Below are 14872 nucleotides of genomic sequence, written 5' to 3'. Positions count from 1 at the left end.
TGGGACAACGACATGCCCTAAAACAATGCTTAAAGCGCGTCGGCTGAATCCTTTCAACGCGACGCGCTTTAGGCCCACATCAGGCGCCACCACCACCAATCACGAGGACCAACAGATGGCCAAGGGTCAACAGCGCAGCAACCGCGAGACACGCAAGCCCAAGAAGGACAAGGCGGCGCCAAAGCCGGCCTCGCCTTTCGGCTCGGCCGTCAAGCAGGCGGAAGCCGGTTTGAAGCCGAAGTCCAAGGGCTAGCGGCGGACGGACGAGCAGCCCGGCATTCATCCAGCCACCGCGCGATTGGATCAAAGATCACACGACGTCGAAGCCATATGGTCAGGATTGGCTAGGGCCGAGTTCATCGCCATTGCCATAAGGCGAGGCTGCCGGCGTAGAGGCAGGAGGCGCCAGCTACCCTCACCTGCCTGTGTCCGGTTGATAGATGGCTTCCTCCCCGTCCGGAGCCGAGGAGGAAACCAGCCTCTCAGCAGGGACCGTCGTCGACGATGCGATAGTCGGCGGCGCGAGCCTCGCAGGCGTTGGGGAAGGTGCGCAATTCGCCACGGCGGCGTGCGCAGACGGGGGCATATTCGCGCGTGCAGAATGTCTGCTCTTCGCCACCGCCGCCGCCGTCGCGGCACTGGCCGTCGCGGATGATGCGGTACCCGGCCCGCTCGGCAAGGCAGGCATTGGCGAAGGTCTGGCGGTCGCCACCGCGCCGGGCGCAGACCGGATCATACTGCTTGGTGCAGAATTGCGGCCCCGGCCTTGGCGGGCGGTACCCCGGTCCTTCCTCCACCACCACCGCTGTGCAGGCTGCAAGAACTGCCGACAGCAACACGATGGCAAAACCCTGCCGCGAGAAGATTGCCGCAAGAAATTTCATAACTATATCTCCCTCGAGCCCCCGCTCCGGTGCAAACGCGCGCGCTCCACTCCAAGCCGATCCTCGCCATTCCACCGCCAAATGCAACCCCTGTTTGCAAGCTCCCAGCCCGCTGGACCATACATGGCCAGGCGCTTGGCCGATGACCGGGCGAGCACCCCCTTCTATCGATGCCATGCGTCGGAATGCGCCCATTGGGTGGCCCGCGGACGCTACCTTGCAACGATCACCTTTCCGTGCGATAAATTTCGTGTTCGGGCATTTGCGACCCGGAGAGCGGAACGTTTTGGACGACCTTTCCCCGATACTGTGAATCTCTGACGGCCCCGTTTTTCGGCGGGGGGTTTTGACCATGCGCCAATGCATGACTGCCGAAGCAACCACCGGACTTGCCCACGGCGTCAGGCGGCGGGCAAACCACAAAGACTGACACGGGTGAAGGAGTTTCCCCAATGGCCCAGACCGGCACCGTTAAATTCTTCAACGCTACCAAAGGCTTCGGCTTCATCACGCCAGATGACGGCGCCAAGGACGTGTTCGTCCATATCTCCGCGATCGAGGCCTCGGGCCTGCGCACGCTCGTCGATGGCCAGAAGGTCACGTTCGACGTCGAGCCCGACCGCATGGGCAAGGGACCGAAGGCGGTCAATCTCCGCGCGGACTGAACCTTCGGCGCGCGCACGTCCGCTCGGACGTGCCAGGAATGTGTCCCGAGGCCCTCCAAAGGCCTTGAACCGGCTTTCAGGGCCGGACCCGAGTTTCGAAGGCGCGGCGGTTTTCGTCGCGCCTTTTTCGTGGCAGGGCGGCATGCCAATGCTCGCAAAACTTTCTCTTGCCGATAGCGCTAAAATAAAGGACAAATTTCCACTCGGGCATTTGCCGGCCCGAGACTGGACTTTATGGGATCAAAGGAGCTTCCCATGCCGCAGACCGGCACCGTCAAATTCTTCAATCATGCCAAAGGCTTCGGCTTCATCACGCCGGATGATGGCGCGAAGGATGTCTTCGTCCACATTTCGGCCGTGCAGGCGTCGGGTCTTCCCGGTCTTGAGGATGGGCAGAAGGTAACATTCGACACCGAGCCGGACAAGCGCGGCAAGGGTCCGAAAGCCGTCAACCTGTCGATCGGCTGAGCCGAGTTCGAGACAGCGTCGGACGGTCCCGTCGTGCAGGTCCGCTCCTTGTTGAGCGTACGATATTTGTGCCTTGCGCCATGCTTGATCGAATATCGACTGGTCCCATCCCGTCAATTTCGTTCAGCCCCCGTTCAGCCACGGTCGCCTATTAGCTTCGGTAAAGCCGGACCGCATCCCCCAAATTACCGGGCCGGCACGAAGGAGACCGACATGAACCGAATTTTCAAGACCACCATCCTGTCCGCCGCGATTGTTGCGACCACGCTCGCGACCTTGCCAGCGGCCAGCGCTGGTGACTGGCGTCACCGGCACCACCATCGTGACAATGGCGATGCGATCGCGGCAGGCGTCCTTGGCCTCGCGGCCGGCGCCCTGATCGTTGGTGCGCTCAACAACCCGCAGCCCAGCTATTACGACCCCGGCTATGACGATTATGGTCGTTATCCACGGCCCGCCCCGGTGCGCCGCTACTACGCGGAACCGCGAGTCGTCTACAATGACGGCTATGCCGAGCCATGGACCCGTGGCTGGTATGAATATTGTTCGGATCGCTATCGCTCTTTCAACGCCCGCACCGGCACGTTCACCGGCTATGACGGCGAACAGCATTTCTGCACCGCGAACTGAGGCTTCCCTGCCCCCAAAAAACAAGCGCTGTCCGCCAGGCCAGCGCTTTTTGGTCGTAGGCATGCATAAAGGCAGGAGACCGATGCGCGTCGCGTGAGGCTCCTCAGCCGCAACGCGTTTTAAATCAGGAATGGATTGCTGCGGCGCTCCTCGCCGAAGCGGCCGCCGGGACCATGGCCGCAGATGAAGCCGATGTCGTCGCCGAGCGGCAAAAGCTTGTCCTTGATCGAGGCGATCAGCGCGGCGTGGTCGCCGCCCGGCAGGTCGGTGCGCCCGACCGAGCCGCGAAACAACACGTCTCCGACATGAGCGAACTTAGCAGCACGATTGTAGTAGACGACATGGCCGGGCGCGTGGCCGGGGCAATGAAAGACTTCGAACGCGTGCTGGCCGAACGAGACGGTATCGCCTTCGCTGAGAAAGCGGTCGGGCACGCAATTGCGTACCGGATCGGTGATGCCGTAGTGTTTCGCCTGTTTCTCGAGATTGGCAAGCAACGGACGGTCGGCCTCATGCGGGCCGATGATCTCGACGCCGAGCGCCTCCTTCAGCTCCATGGCGCCGCCGGCATGGTCGATATGACCATGCGTGATCCAGATCGCGCCGGCGTTGATCGCATTGTCCTTGAGCACCGCCAGCACCTTCTCGATGTCGCCGCCCGGATCGACGACGACGCCATGTCTGTCGTCCATGTCAAAGAGGATGGTGCAGTTTTGCTGGAAGGCCGTGACCGGCACGACGCCGGCGTTGAGCTGACCCATGATCGTCCTTTCGCTGTGTCGCCCCTGATGTAGATCCACACGCGAACGTCGTCCACCGCATCCGGCTGTCGCCACAACGCAAAAAAGAAATGGGCGGCCGAAGCCGCCCATGCAAAAGCCCGAAACCGCTAGGCTGACTTCTTCGTCGCATTCATGACCGCGCCGATGATGGCCGTCAGAATGGCGCCACCACCGGCACCGCCGAGGATGTTCTGCACATTCAGCGCGCTGCCCAATCCGCTCGTTGCCGCTGCGGCCGCAGCCGGATCGATCGTGCCACCGCCGAGCAGGCTGCCGAGGATGGCCGCACCGCCGACGCCGCCAAGGGCGCCGCCCAGGATTTTGGTAAGCTGCCCCGCTGCCGCTGTCTTGAGCGCCGCGCCCACCGCCTGGCCACCGATGATACCCATAATCACCTGAACAATGATCGGAAGAAGCGTGTTCATGTCCATACTACCAGTCCCTCCATAGCTGCCAGCCTCCCGGGCCGACAGCATCATGAGACGCCGAATTGGACGAAAGTCAAATGCAGAAGTGCTTAAATAAAAGGGGCGGCCCGAAAACCGCCCCTACTTATAAAAAAAGCTGTGACTTTCGTTATTCTGCTGCGATTGCGTGCTTGGGTTGAACGGCTGCAGAATAGTCGTTCATCAGAGTCTTGGCAATTTCACCCACCTCGAATCGGTATGGACCGATCTCTGAAACGGGCGTCACCTCGGCTGCTGTTCCGGTGAGGAAGCACTGCTGGAAGCCTTCGAGCTCTTCCGGCATAATGGTGCGCTCGATCACCTCGAAGCCGCGATCCTTGGCAAGGCCAATCACCGTACGGCGGGTGATGCCGTCGAGGAAGCAATCGGGGGTGGGCGTGTGGATCTTGCCGTCCTTGACGAAGAAGATATTGGCGCCGGTCGCTTCCGCAACCTGGCCGCGCCAGTCGAGCATCATGGCGTCGGCATAGCCCTTGGCTTCGGCGGCATGCTTGGACATGGTGCAGATCATGTAGAGGCCGGCAGCCTTCGATTTCGACGGCGCGGTGCGCGGATCGGGGCGGCGCCATTCGGCCAGATCGAGACGGATGCCCTTCAGCTTCTGTGCCGGATCGAAATAGCTCGGCCACTGCCAGATGGCGATGGCGCAGTTGATCCGGCTGTTTTGCGCCGAAACGCCCATTTGTTCGCTGCCGCGCCAGGCGATCGGCCGAACATAGGCATCCTGGAAACCCTGCTTCTTCAACAGCGTGCGGCAGGCGTCGTCGATCTCGGCAACCGAATAGGGAATCTTGAAGCCGAGCAGGCGTGCCGATTCGTGCAGGCGCTCGCTGTGGTCGGTCAGCTTGAAAATCTCGCCGCCATAGGCGCGCTCGCCCTCGAACACCGCGCTGGCGTAGTGCAGGCCATGGGTCAGCACGTGGATCTTGGCGTCGGCCCATTTGACGAACTCGCCGTTCATCCAGATGAAGCCGTCCATTTGGTCAAAGGGAACGGATGCCATGGTAACCTCCCGCGGGCGGCCGCCCGCACATTATCGTTGCGCGTTTCTTGTCAGCCGCACCGGGCGGCCGGTATCTCGAAGCGTAGGCGGATATATAAGCTCTGGCAAACACAGGAAGTTCCGGAAAAACGGCCTTCCCTTGCCTTTTCGTTCGCAATCCGCCGAAAAGCTTGTCAAAAATTAGCATTGCCGGGAAATTACGTCAATAGTACTGACATAATTTCCCTTTCGCACGGAGAAAAGATGACAGATCGCAGCCACCCAGCTGGAAAACCGATCAGGACGGCGATCACCGACGAGGACGGCATCGACTTTGCCATCATCGAACTGTTCTTCTTCGCCTATCGCGATTTTACCTCCGATCCGGACCAGATCCTGTCCGACTATGGCTTCGGCCGGGCCCATCACCGGGTTCTGCATTTCGTCAATCGCAGGCCTGGCCTGACGGTCGCCGAACTCCTCGACGTGCTGAAGATCACCAAGCAGAGTCTGGCGCGCGTGCTCAAGCAGCTGATCGACACCGACCACATCGTCCAGCTGCAGGGCCCGCGCGACCGCCGCCAGCGCGAGCTCTATCCGACAGCCAAGGGCCGCGCTCTGGCACTGGCGCTGGCACGGCCACAGTCACGCCGCATCCATGCTGCATTGGAAGATGCCGGAGCCACCGAACGCACCTTGATCGAGCGCTTCCTGGAAGCAATGGTCAATCCGGAACTAAGAGCGCAGATCGACATTGTGCCCGCAAAAACGTCAGGGAAAAGCCATGGAGACCATTGAAAGGGTTGATCAACCGGCAGCACCGGACGACGACGCGCCGCATCTGCTGGTGATAGATGACGATACCCGTATCCGCAATCTTCTCAAACAATATCTGACCGAAAACGGCTTTCGCGTCACCGTTGCCGGAAATTCCGGCGAAGCGCGGCGCAAGCTCGCCGGCCTCGATTTCGATCTGCTCGTGCTCGATATCATGATGCCGGGCGAAACCGGTGTCGATCTGGCCAAGGCGCTGCGGGCAAGCAAGAACGTGCCGATCCTGATGCTTACCGCGCTCTCCGAGACCGACAGCCGGATTACCGGGCTCGAGGCCGGAGCCGACGACTATCTGCCGAAGCCTTTCGATCCCCGCGAATTGATCCTGCGCATCAACAACATCCTGCGCCGCGGCGGTCCGGCAACGACGCCCAAAGTCGAGCAACTGGTCTTCGGCCCTTACACGTTCCAGATCGCCAGGCGGGAGCTCAAGCGCGGCGGCGAGGCTCTGAAGCTGACCGACCGCGAGCAGGAGATCCTGGCGATCTTCGCGGCGCGGGCCGGCGAAACGATACCGCGTCATGAGCTTGTCGGCGACGAGTCCGAAGTCGGCGAACGCACCATCGACGTCCAGATCAACAGGCTGCGCCGCAAGATCGAACGCGATCCGTCCAATCCGGTCTGGCTGCAGACCGTGCGCGGTATTGGGTATCGGCTCAGCGTGGAATAGACTGACGCCCACAGCCCCTTGTTGAGTGGCTGAAGATGAGCAAAAAGGGCGAATGGCGACCACGCAACTGGAACGGCCGGGAGATCGCGGCTTGAGCGCTCGCGCCACGCGGGCACTGAAGGTGGTGCCGCTCGCCTGGAAACGGTTCTGGCGCCTCGTTTCGCTTTACATGCCGAAGCGGCTCTATGCCCGCTCGCTGATCATCGTCATCGCACCGATGATCCTGCTGCAATCGGTCCTCGCCTTTGTCTTTATGGAACGCCACTGGCAGACCGTGACACAGCGCCTGTCGCAGGCCACGGTCCGCGACATTGCCGCAATCGTCGACCTGGTGGAAACCTATCCGAACGACGCCGACTACGCCAACATCATCCGCATCGCGCAGGATCGCATGCAGCTGAAGATCGACTTGCTTCCGCCCGATCCGCTGCCGGCGCCCGGTCCAAAGCCGTTCTTCTCGATCCTCGACGAAATTCTCTCGTCCGAGATCACCCATCAGATAAACCGTCCGTTCTGGATCGATACGGTCGGCAATTCCAATATCATCGAGGTCCGTGTCCAGCTCGAGGGCAAGGTGCTGCGCGCCTTCGTGCGCCGCAGCCAGGCCTATGCCTCGAACACGCACATTTTCCTGATCTGGATGGTCGGCACCTCGCTGGTGCTGCTGATGATCGCCATCCCTTTCCTGCGCAATCAGATCCGGCCGATCCTGACACTGGCCGAGGCCGCCGAAAGTTTCGGCAAGGGCCGGCCGATGCCGCTCGATTTCCGTCCGCGCGGCGCCGAGGAGGTTCGCCGCGCCGGCTTTGCCTTCATCCAGATGCGCGAGCGTATCGAACGCCAGCTCGAACAGCGCACCGCCATGCTGACCGGCGTCAGTCATGATTTGAGAACCATCCTCACCCGCTTCAAGCTGCAGCTTGCGCTGACCGGGACCAAGGCCGACACCGAGGCGCTCGGCCAGGATATCGATGACATGCAGTCGATGCTGGAAGGCTATCTCGCCTTTGCCCGCGGCGAGGCAACGGAAGACGCCGGCCGTTTCAATCTTGAAGCCTATTTCGACAAGCTCGGCGAGGAGGCCACGCTGCGCAAACGCAAACTGTCGACCACGCTCGCCGGCGACCCAAATTTGCATGTGCGGCCCCACGCCTTTGCCCGGCTGTTGTCCAATGTCGTCGGCAACGCCTTCCGTTATGCCAAGACGGTGGAGATCAACGCCAACCACGGCCGCGGCTCGCTGCTCGTCACCATCGACGACGACGGTCCGGGCATTCCGCCCGAAAAGCGCGAGGACGTGTTCAAGCCTTTCGTGCGGCTTGACGAGGCCCGCAATCTCGATGCCAGCGGTACCGGCCTTGGCCTTGCCATCGCACGCGACATTGCCCGTAGCCATGGCGGCGACATCATGCTGGACAAGAGCCCGCTCGGCGGCTTGCGCGCCGTCATCAAGGTTCCGGCCTGATTAGAGCGACGTGCGTCCAATTGGACGCACAAAGTACGCTCTGACACTTTGAACCTACGCATCGTGCTTTCCTGTGGTTGTAGACGGCCATCGGCTATGCCTTCATCGGGGCGTCATGAAACCATGCTGAAGAGCGCGCATGAAGCGGGTGATCCTGATTGATTCGGCCTTGCGGCCTCGCATCAAGGAAACCGACGACCTTTCAAGCAAAGGGCTGCTATGCGCATCCTGATGGTCACCGACGCCTGGCGCCCGCAGGTCAACGGCGTCGTCCACACGCTGGAACGGCTTTCGGAAACCCTCAAATCCTTCGACGTCGAGACGGACTTCCTGACCCCGAACATATTTCGCACCTTGCCCCTGCCGACCTACCCGGATATCCGGCTGGCGCTGACGAGGCCAGGCCACGTCGCGCGCCTGATCGAAGCGCGTAACGCCGATCATATCCATATCGTCACTGAAGGCCCGCTCGGCATCATGGCGCGGCGCTATTGCCGCAAGGCCGGCCGGCCGTTCACGACAAGCTATCACACGCGCTTTCCGGAATATCTGAGCGCGCGGCTGCCAATACCGGAAGCCTGGGCCTATCGCTGGCTTCGCGATTTCCACAATTCCGGACAAGGCACACTGGTCGCCACACAATCGCTGGCGGACGATCTGGCGGCGCGCGGCTTCACCAAGCTCAGGCCATGGACGCGCGGCGTCGACACCGACCATTTCCGCCCGGACAAGGAGAAGGATCTGGGGCTCAAGCGACCGATCTTCCTCTGTGTCGGCCGCGTTGCGATCGAAAAGAACCTGGCCGCCTTCCTCGACCTGGATTTGCCCGGCAGCAAGGTAATCGTCGGCGAGGGACCGGAGTTGGCCAGGCTCAAGGCCAGATACCCCGATGCCCATTTCCTTGGCCACCGCCCGAACGACGAACTGGCCGAAATCTACGCCTCGGCCGATGTCTTCGTCTTTCCCAGCCGCACCGACACGTTCGGCAATGTCATCATCGAGGCGCTGGCCAGCGGCACGCCGGTCGCAGCCTATCCGGTGACCGGACCGATCGACATTGTCGGCGACGGCGTTGGCGGAGCGGTGTCGAACGATCTGCGTGAAGCCGCGCTCGCCGCGCTCCACGTCGACCGCGCCGAGGCGCGCCAACGGGCAATGCGCTATAGTTGGAAGGCCTGCGCGGAAATGTTCCTGGAGACGGTTGAAGAGGCGCTGGGCACCACGCGAAAACTAGCCGCCTGAGAAGGCCTTGCTAGAACAGTCGGCCACCGTCAGGCACCCTGCGTTCGATTGCGCCGAGGACGACAGCACCCTCCTCGTCGGGAAAGCCAAGCGTCAGCACTTCCGATATGAAGGGTCCGATCTGCCGCGGCGGAAAATTGACCACCGCGAACACCTGCCGGCCGACCAGCGTCTCGGGCGCATAATATTTGGTGATCTGCGCCGACGATTTCTTCACCCCGATCGCCGGGCCGAAATCGATCTTCAGCTTGATCGCCGGCTTGCGCGCCTCGGGAAACGGCTCGGCCTCGACGATCGTGCCGGCGCGGATATCGACCCGGTCGAAATCGGCGAAGCTGATGTCGGGCTTGCGCTGGCTGCTCGAACTCATTGAGGGTCAGGTCTGGCTCAGGCGTTTCCGTAGGTCTCGAACAGGACGCCGGCCAGCGCATCCTTGGCCGAGGTTCCCGACCAGACGACGAACTGGAACGCCTGGAAATAGCATTCGCAGGCTTCCAGCGCCGACGACAACAGCACCTCGACCTGCTGGCTCGACGGTTCGACCCCGCCGGCGAGCAGCAGTGACTGGCGGAACATGATCGCGCCTTCCTGTTCCCAGAGGTCGAAATGGCCGAACAGCATCTGCTCGTTGATCAGCGAAAGCAGCCGCATCACTTCGAGCGCGCGCGCCTCCGGCACCTTGATGTCGAAAGCGCAAGCCAGATGCAGCGCCTCGAAATCCTCCATCCAGGAGAATGAGACGTGGTAGTCGGTCCAGCTTCCGGCAACCGAAATCGAAATCTCGTCATCGCCGGCCCGTTCGAAGGACCAGTCGTTGTTGTGGGCCACCTGCTCGATAACATCCACGGGATGGATTTCGCGCGAGAATTCGAGTTCGAGAAGTTCCATGAATGCTTCCTGTCGTTCCTTCGCATCGGCCCGAAAATCGGTTCGATTTTCGGAAAGCACGACGCGAACGTTCAAAGTTCTAGAGCGTACTTTGTGCGTCCAAGTGGACGCACGTCGCTCTAGTGAGCGCCACACGCTCCGCGGGGGCACACACAACGAACAATCTTGTCTAGAACTCGGACGGCCGGGACTTCGTCAACGCAAAGACCCAGACCGGACCCCACCGCCCGGCGCATGACCCTGCTCCGAATCATGCAACAAATTCAGTCTATTGATCGGGAGTCGCGTGACCAGCCCAATTTTTCGCACTGCGTCATTCGCATGTGGAAAGCCGCTGTCACAAAGATTCACGCAATGCCGGTAAGCGATTCACGACAAAGCGCTTTTTGCGATTGTGCTTTGTGGAAAAGTTTAACGATTATTTTTTGATCTGGGCTTTGCCGCAGCCGCAGGTGCGGCCTGTCCGGTCAATTCGGCGAGCTTCGCCTCGAGCGCCTCGATGCGCGCAGCGAGACGGGTGTTTTCCTCCCTGGCCTTCGCCGCCATATGGCGGGCGGCCTCGAATTCTTCGCGCTGCACCAGGTCCATTGAGTTGAGAACGCGCTCGGCCTGCCCCTTGAAGGCGGTTTCCACTTCGCGGCGCACGCCTTGCGCGGCACCCGCAGCGTCGGTCATCAGCTTCGCGAATTCATCGAGAATGCGATTCGGTCCGGTCGACATGGCAAATCCTCGCTTGCTCGATTTGACGTAGTGGCGCGCGACGCGGAATGCAAGCATCCACGTCGCCTTGACCCCGCCAAAACCCTGCCGCATGGTCGCGCCCGAACATGATCGCAACCGGGAGATCCTGTTGAGCGAATATTTTATGCTGCCGTTGGCCGCCCTGCCCTTTCCCAATATCGACCCGGTCATCGTCAAGATCGGGCCGCTGGCGGTGCATTGGTATGGCGTCGGCTACATCGTCGGCATTCTCTTTGCCTGGTGGTATGCCAAGCGGCTCGTCACCAATGCAAGGCTCTGGCCCGGCGGCACCGTGCCCATGAAGCCCGAGGATCTCGACGACTTCATTGTGTGGGCGGCCATCGGCGTGGTGCTTGGCGGGCGTGTCGGCTACGTGCTGTTCTACGACCTGCCACGTTACATCGCCCATCCGCTCGATATCCTTGCCGTCTGGCAGGGCGGCATGTCGTTCCACGGCGGGCTGCTCGGCGTCATTCTCGCCATGACGCTGTTTTCCTGGTCGCGCGGTATCCGCACATGGTCGCTGTTCGACGTGGTGGCGGCCGGCGTGCCGGTCGGCCTTGGCCTCGTCCGCATGGCGAATTTCATCAACTCCGAACTCTGGGGCAGGCCGACCGAGGTGCCATGGGCGGTCGAATTCCCCAATGGCGGGCCATTCGCGCGCCATCCGAGCCAGGTCTACGAGGCGCTGCTCGAAGGCCTGGTGCTGTTTCTGGTCCTGCGCTTCCTCACCCATTCGCCGCTCAAGCTGAAGACACCGCGCTTCGTCGGCGGCGCCTTCATCGCCGGCTACGGTCTCTCACGCATTTTCGTCGAATTCTTCCGCGAGCCCGATCAGCAGCTCGGCTACCTCCTCGGCACTGGCTGGCTGACGATGGGCATGGTGCTGTCGCTGCCGATGCTGCTGGCCGGCATCTGGGCGATGGCGACGGCAAAGCCGGTTACACAGCCACAGCCGGTATGACCCGACTGAAAGCCCGCATCGTCGAGCTGATCGGTGCGGCGGGGCCGATCCCCGTCAACCAGTATATGGCACTTTGCCTGTTCGATCCGCGGGACGGCTACTATACGACGCGCGAGCCGTTCGGAGCTGCCGGCGACTTCGTCACCGCGCCGGAAATCAGCCAGATGTTCGGCGAGCTGGTCGCTGTCTGGCTCTACGAAGCCTGGCTTGCGAACGGCCGGCCGATGCCGGTCACCATCGCCGAGATCGGCCCCGGCCGGGGCACATTGATGAAGGACATGCTGCGCACGTTTTCGCGGCTCGATCCGGCGCTGACCGCCGGCGCATCGTTCGCCATGATCGAAACCAGCCCGAGGCTTGCAGATGTCCAGAAGCAAACGCTTGCCGCCACGCCTACCGCGATCGGCTGGCACGAAAGCATCGAGACGCTGCCGCAGACCCCGCTTTTCATCGTCGGCAATGAATTGTTCGATGCGGTGCCGATCCGCCAGTTCGTCCGTGCCGGAACAGGCTGGCGCGAACGGATGATCGGCCTCGATGACGCTGACGAATTGCACTTCTTCGCCGGCGCCGGCTCGGTCGATCCGACGCTGTTGCCGGACGATGCCGAAAACGCGCCACAGGGCGCGATCGTCGAGGTCGCGCCGGCCCGAGCCGCGCTGATGGCGACCATCGCTGAGCGATTGGCCCGGCTCGGTGGCGCCGGCCTGTTCCTCGACTATGGCTATCTCCGACCAGGGGTCGGCGACACGTTGCAGGCCGTGCGCAAGCACGATCACGAAGATGTGCTGGCCAAGCCGGGCGAAGCCGATCTCACCGCCCATGTCGATTTCGCCGCCCTTGCCGCGATTGTGCGGGCGCATGGCCTCGATGCCCATCTCTCCACGCAAGGCGAATTCCTGGTGGAAATGGGTCTTCTCGAACGCGCCGGCCAGCTCGGCGCCAACGCCAATGAGGCGGCTCGCGAAAAGATTGCAGGCGAGGTCGAACGCCTCGCCGGCCCGCAAGCCATGGGCAACCTGTTCAAGGTGCTTGCCGTCCTGCCAGCCGGCATCGCCGTTCCGCCTTTTGCAACGGCGGATTGACTTTTCGCTGCCGCCTCTCCCACTCTCCCAATTTCCGACTGTCGCCCATTTTGGACTGTCGCCGATCTTTGGACTGTAGCTCATCTTGGAATGTCGCCGATTTTTGGACTGTCGCTTGACGAAATCGCCCACACGGACAACAACGCCGCCATGCTGAATCAGACCAAACCGGATCCCGTTCGGTCGCCCTTGCTGGAAAAGGCGCGGGCGCAAGGCATTCGCCACGGCTATTTCACCCGCGTCGGCGGCGTCTCCAGCGGCATCTATCGGGGCCTCAACATCGGCACCGGCTCGAGCGACGACCAGACGCGGGTAGCCGAGAACCGCCGCCGCGTCGCCGACTGGATGGGCGTGCCGGCGAGCCATCTCTTGACCGCCCACCAAATCCATTCGCCCGACGTCGTCATCGTCAGGGAGCCTTTTCCCGGCGTGCGGCCGAAGGCCGACGCCGTCGTCACCGACCGGCCAGGCATCGCAGTCGGGGCCTCGACCGCCGATTGCGGACCGGTGCTGTTCGCCGATGCCGAGGCGCGTATCGTCGGCGCAGCCCATGCCGGCTGGAAGGGCGCCTTTTCGGGCGTGCTGGAAAACACCATTGCCGCGATGGAGGGCCTCGGCGCCCGGCGCGAGCGCATCGTTGCGGTTCTCGGTCCGTCCATCGGCCCCAAAAATTACGAGGTAGGACCGGAATTCGTCGCCCGCTTCGTCGAGGCCGATGCCAACAACATCGGCTATTTCGCGCCGTCCGCGAAGTCGGGACATGCAATGTTCGACCTCAACCTCTATACGGTCGATCGGCTGACTCGAGCCGGCGTTACCGCCGATGGGCTTGGCCGCTGCACCTACACCGAGGAGGATCTGTTCTATTCCTACCGGCGCAGCACCCATCGCAAGGAGCCGGATTACGGGCGGCAGATTTCGGCAATCGTTTTGGAGACTGAATAATGGCGCTGCATTTCGAACGGTCGGAATTTGACGCGCGGCGCGATCGGCTGATGATCGAGATCGCCGAGAAGAAGCTCGATGCCGTCCTGCTGTTTGCGCAGGAGAGCATGTACTGGCTGACCGGCTACGACACGTTCGGCTTCTGCTTCTTTCAGTGCCTGGTGGTGAAGGCAGACGGTTCGATGATCCTGCTCACGCGCTCGGCCGATCTGCGCCAGGCGCGCCACACCTCGATTATCGACAACATCGTGCTGTGGACCGATCGCGACGGCGCCAATCCGGCGATCGACCTGCGCAATCTGCTCAACGATCTCGACCTGCTCGGCGCCCGCATCGGAGTCGAATACGACACCCACGGCCTGACCGCCTACAATGGCCGGCGCCTGGACGAGCAATTGCAGACCTTTGGCCAGATCGCCGACGCGTCCGGCATCGTCAGCCGGCTGCGCCTGTTCAAGAGCCCGGCCGAAATCGCCAAGGTGGAAAAGGCCGCAAATCTCGCCGACGACGCGCTGGATGCGGCTATGCCGCTGATCAAGCAGGGTGGCGACGAAGCCCTGATCCTTGCTGCCATGCAGGGCGCGATCTTTGCCGGCGGCGGCGACTATCCGGCGAACGAGTTCATCATCGGCTCTGGCGTGGACGCACTGCTTTGCCGTTACAAGGCTGGCCGCCGCAAGCTGAGCAAGAACGACCAGGTGACGCTCGAATGGGCCGGCGTCTTCCACCACTACCATGCTGCGATGATGCGCACGGTGCTGACCGGCAAAGTGTCGAAACGTCACCAGGAACTGTTCGATGCCGCGCGTGCCGCACTTCTGGCCGTCGAAAAGGTGATGACGCCCGGAAATACCTTCGGCGACGTGTTCGACGCGCATGCCCGCACGCTCGAGGCGCACAACTTGACCAAACACCGGCTCAACGCCTGCGGTTATTCGCTCGGCGCCCGCTTCACCCCATCATGGATGGACATGCCGATGTTCTATCAGGGCAATCCCGAACCCATCGCGCCAAACATGACGCTGTTCGCCCACATGATCATCATGGACTCCGAAACCGAGACGGCAATGACGCTCGGCCGTACGTATCTGACGACCGAATCGCAGCCGAAACCGCTGTCCCGCCATGATCTCGACTTGATTGTGCAATGAATCCATAAT

The 14872-nt window shown here is 62.0% G+C and carries 19 protein-coding genes; 12 read left to right on the top strand and 7 right to left on the bottom strand.

Annotated features, from left to right (window positions below; translation table 11 throughout):
- Positions 1 to 115 precede the first annotated feature (115 nt).
- On the top strand, positions 116 to 253 hold the full coding sequence (locus ACWTU7_RS03305) for a hypothetical protein (protein ID WP_166487881.1): 138 nt from the start codon (positions 116 to 118) through the stop codon (positions 251 to 253).
- A 229-nt stretch (positions 254 to 482) separates the two neighbouring features.
- Here the strand turns inward: ACWTU7_RS03305 and ACWTU7_RS03300 are convergent, their stop codons facing one another.
- Entirely contained in the window at positions 483 to 884 is a 402-nt protein-coding gene (locus ACWTU7_RS03300; RefSeq protein ID WP_029349995.1) for a Kazal-type serine protease inhibitor family protein, read from the bottom strand.
- Positions 885 to 1336: 452 nt separating this feature from the next.
- On the opposite strand from ACWTU7_RS03300, the gene ACWTU7_RS03295 reads away from it, so the two are divergent.
- From ACWTU7_RS03295 to ACWTU7_RS03285, 3 genes are all read left to right on the top strand, one after another.
- Positions 1337 to 1549, top strand: a complete 213-nt coding sequence (locus tag ACWTU7_RS03295) for a cold-shock protein (protein ID WP_023799871.1) — start codon at positions 1337 to 1339, stop codon at positions 1547 to 1549.
- Between the two features lie 255 nt (positions 1550 to 1804).
- On the top strand, positions 1805 to 2017 hold the full coding sequence (locus tag ACWTU7_RS03290) for a cold-shock protein (RefSeq protein ID WP_006202521.1): 213 nt from the start codon (positions 1805 to 1807) through the stop codon (positions 2015 to 2017).
- A gap of 213 nt (positions 2018 to 2230) precedes the next feature.
- Positions 2231 to 2647, top strand: coding sequence for a BA14K family protein (locus tag ACWTU7_RS03285; protein ID WP_029349993.1), 417 nt, complete (start codon positions 2231 to 2233; stop codon positions 2645 to 2647).
- 119 nt (positions 2648 to 2766) lie between these two features.
- Here the strand turns inward: ACWTU7_RS03285 and ACWTU7_RS03280 are convergent, their stop codons facing one another.
- The 3 genes from ACWTU7_RS03280 to ACWTU7_RS03270 all read right to left on the bottom strand — a co-directional run bounded on the left by ACWTU7_RS03280 (position 2767) and on the right by ACWTU7_RS03270 (position 4899).
- The gene (locus ACWTU7_RS03280; protein ID WP_029349991.1) at positions 2767 to 3408 is read right to left on the bottom strand and encodes an MBL fold metallo-hydrolase; all 642 of its coding nucleotides are present in this window, start codon (positions 3406 to 3408) and stop codon (positions 2767 to 2769) included.
- Between the two features lie 128 nt (positions 3409 to 3536).
- Positions 3537 to 3860, bottom strand: coding sequence for a hypothetical protein (locus ACWTU7_RS03275; RefSeq protein WP_455837921.1), 324 nt, complete (start codon positions 3858 to 3860; stop codon positions 3537 to 3539).
- Between the two features lie 145 nt (positions 3861 to 4005).
- A complete protein-coding gene (locus ACWTU7_RS03270) occupies positions 4006 to 4899 on the bottom strand; it encodes a branched-chain amino acid aminotransferase (RefSeq protein ID WP_029349987.1) in 894 nt (297 codons plus the stop codon).
- Between the two features lie 243 nt (positions 4900 to 5142).
- On the opposite strand from ACWTU7_RS03270, the gene ACWTU7_RS03265 reads away from it, so the two are divergent.
- The 4 genes from ACWTU7_RS03265 to ACWTU7_RS03250 all read left to right on the top strand — a co-directional run bounded on the left by ACWTU7_RS03265 (position 5143) and on the right by ACWTU7_RS03250 (position 9089).
- Entirely contained in the window at positions 5143 to 5676 is a 534-nt protein-coding gene (locus tag ACWTU7_RS03265; RefSeq protein ID WP_029349986.1) for a MarR family winged helix-turn-helix transcriptional regulator, read from the top strand.
- The gene (locus ACWTU7_RS03260; RefSeq protein ID WP_036267167.1) at positions 5663 to 6382 is read left to right on the top strand and encodes a response regulator; all 720 of its coding nucleotides are present in this window, start codon (positions 5663 to 5665) and stop codon (positions 6380 to 6382) included. The genes ACWTU7_RS03265 and ACWTU7_RS03260 overlap by 14 nt, the downstream gene beginning before the upstream one ends.
- Positions 6383 to 6434: 52 nt before the next feature.
- The gene (locus tag ACWTU7_RS03255; RefSeq protein ID WP_455837922.1) at positions 6435 to 7847 is read left to right on the top strand and encodes an ATP-binding protein; all 1413 of its coding nucleotides are present in this window, start codon (positions 6435 to 6437) and stop codon (positions 7845 to 7847) included.
- A 219-nt stretch (positions 7848 to 8066) separates the two neighbouring features.
- Positions 8067 to 9089: a glycosyltransferase family 4 protein gene (locus ACWTU7_RS03250; protein WP_455837923.1), complete on the top strand. Its 1023-nt coding sequence runs from the start codon at positions 8067 to 8069 to the stop codon at positions 9087 to 9089.
- A 10-nt stretch (positions 9090 to 9099) separates the two neighbouring features.
- Here the strand turns inward: ACWTU7_RS03250 and ACWTU7_RS03245 are convergent, their stop codons facing one another.
- From ACWTU7_RS03245 to ACWTU7_RS03235, 3 genes are all read right to left on the bottom strand, one after another.
- Positions 9100 to 9459 carry a tRNA-binding protein gene (locus ACWTU7_RS03245; protein ID WP_455837924.1) on the bottom strand — a complete coding sequence of 120 codons (360 nt, stop codon included), beginning with the start codon at positions 9457 to 9459 and terminating at the stop codon, positions 9100 to 9102.
- Positions 9460 to 9476: 17 nt separating this feature from the next.
- Entirely contained in the window at positions 9477 to 9977 is a 501-nt protein-coding gene (locus ACWTU7_RS03240; RefSeq protein WP_006202532.1) for a type III secretion system chaperone family protein, read from the bottom strand.
- A gap of 411 nt (positions 9978 to 10388) precedes the next feature.
- The gene (locus ACWTU7_RS03235; RefSeq protein ID WP_455838004.1) at positions 10389 to 10697 is read right to left on the bottom strand and encodes an accessory factor UbiK family protein; all 309 of its coding nucleotides are present in this window, start codon (positions 10695 to 10697) and stop codon (positions 10389 to 10391) included.
- Positions 10698 to 10827: 130 nt separating this feature from the next.
- On the opposite strand from ACWTU7_RS03235, the gene lgt reads away from it, so the two are divergent.
- From lgt to ACWTU7_RS03215, 4 genes are all read left to right on the top strand, one after another.
- Entirely contained in the window at positions 10828 to 11682 is an 855-nt protein-coding gene (gene lgt, locus ACWTU7_RS03230) for a prolipoprotein diacylglyceryl transferase (protein WP_455837925.1), read from the top strand.
- Positions 11679 to 12767: a class I SAM-dependent methyltransferase gene (locus tag ACWTU7_RS03225; RefSeq protein WP_455837926.1), complete on the top strand. Its 1089-nt coding sequence runs from the start codon at positions 11679 to 11681 to the stop codon at positions 12765 to 12767. Before lgt ends, ACWTU7_RS03225 begins: the two co-directional genes overlap by 4 nt.
- Before the next feature lie 150 nt (positions 12768 to 12917).
- Positions 12918 to 13712 (top strand): peptidoglycan editing factor PgeF, encoded by a 795-nt coding sequence (gene pgeF, locus ACWTU7_RS03220; RefSeq protein ID WP_455837927.1) that lies wholly within the window; start codon positions 12918 to 12920, stop codon positions 13710 to 13712.
- The gene (locus ACWTU7_RS03215) at positions 13712 to 14863 is read left to right on the top strand and encodes a M24 family metallopeptidase (RefSeq protein WP_292311010.1); all 1152 of its coding nucleotides are present in this window, start codon (positions 13712 to 13714) and stop codon (positions 14861 to 14863) included. Before pgeF ends, ACWTU7_RS03215 begins: the two co-directional genes overlap by 1 nt.
- The last annotated feature ends 9 nt before the right edge of the window (positions 14864 to 14872 follow it).

The organism is Mesorhizobium sp. BHscii, assembly GCF_053848065.1.
The sequence above is the reverse complement of the archived record's forward strand: the minus strand, read 5'-3'. Positions and strand labels throughout refer to the sequence as shown.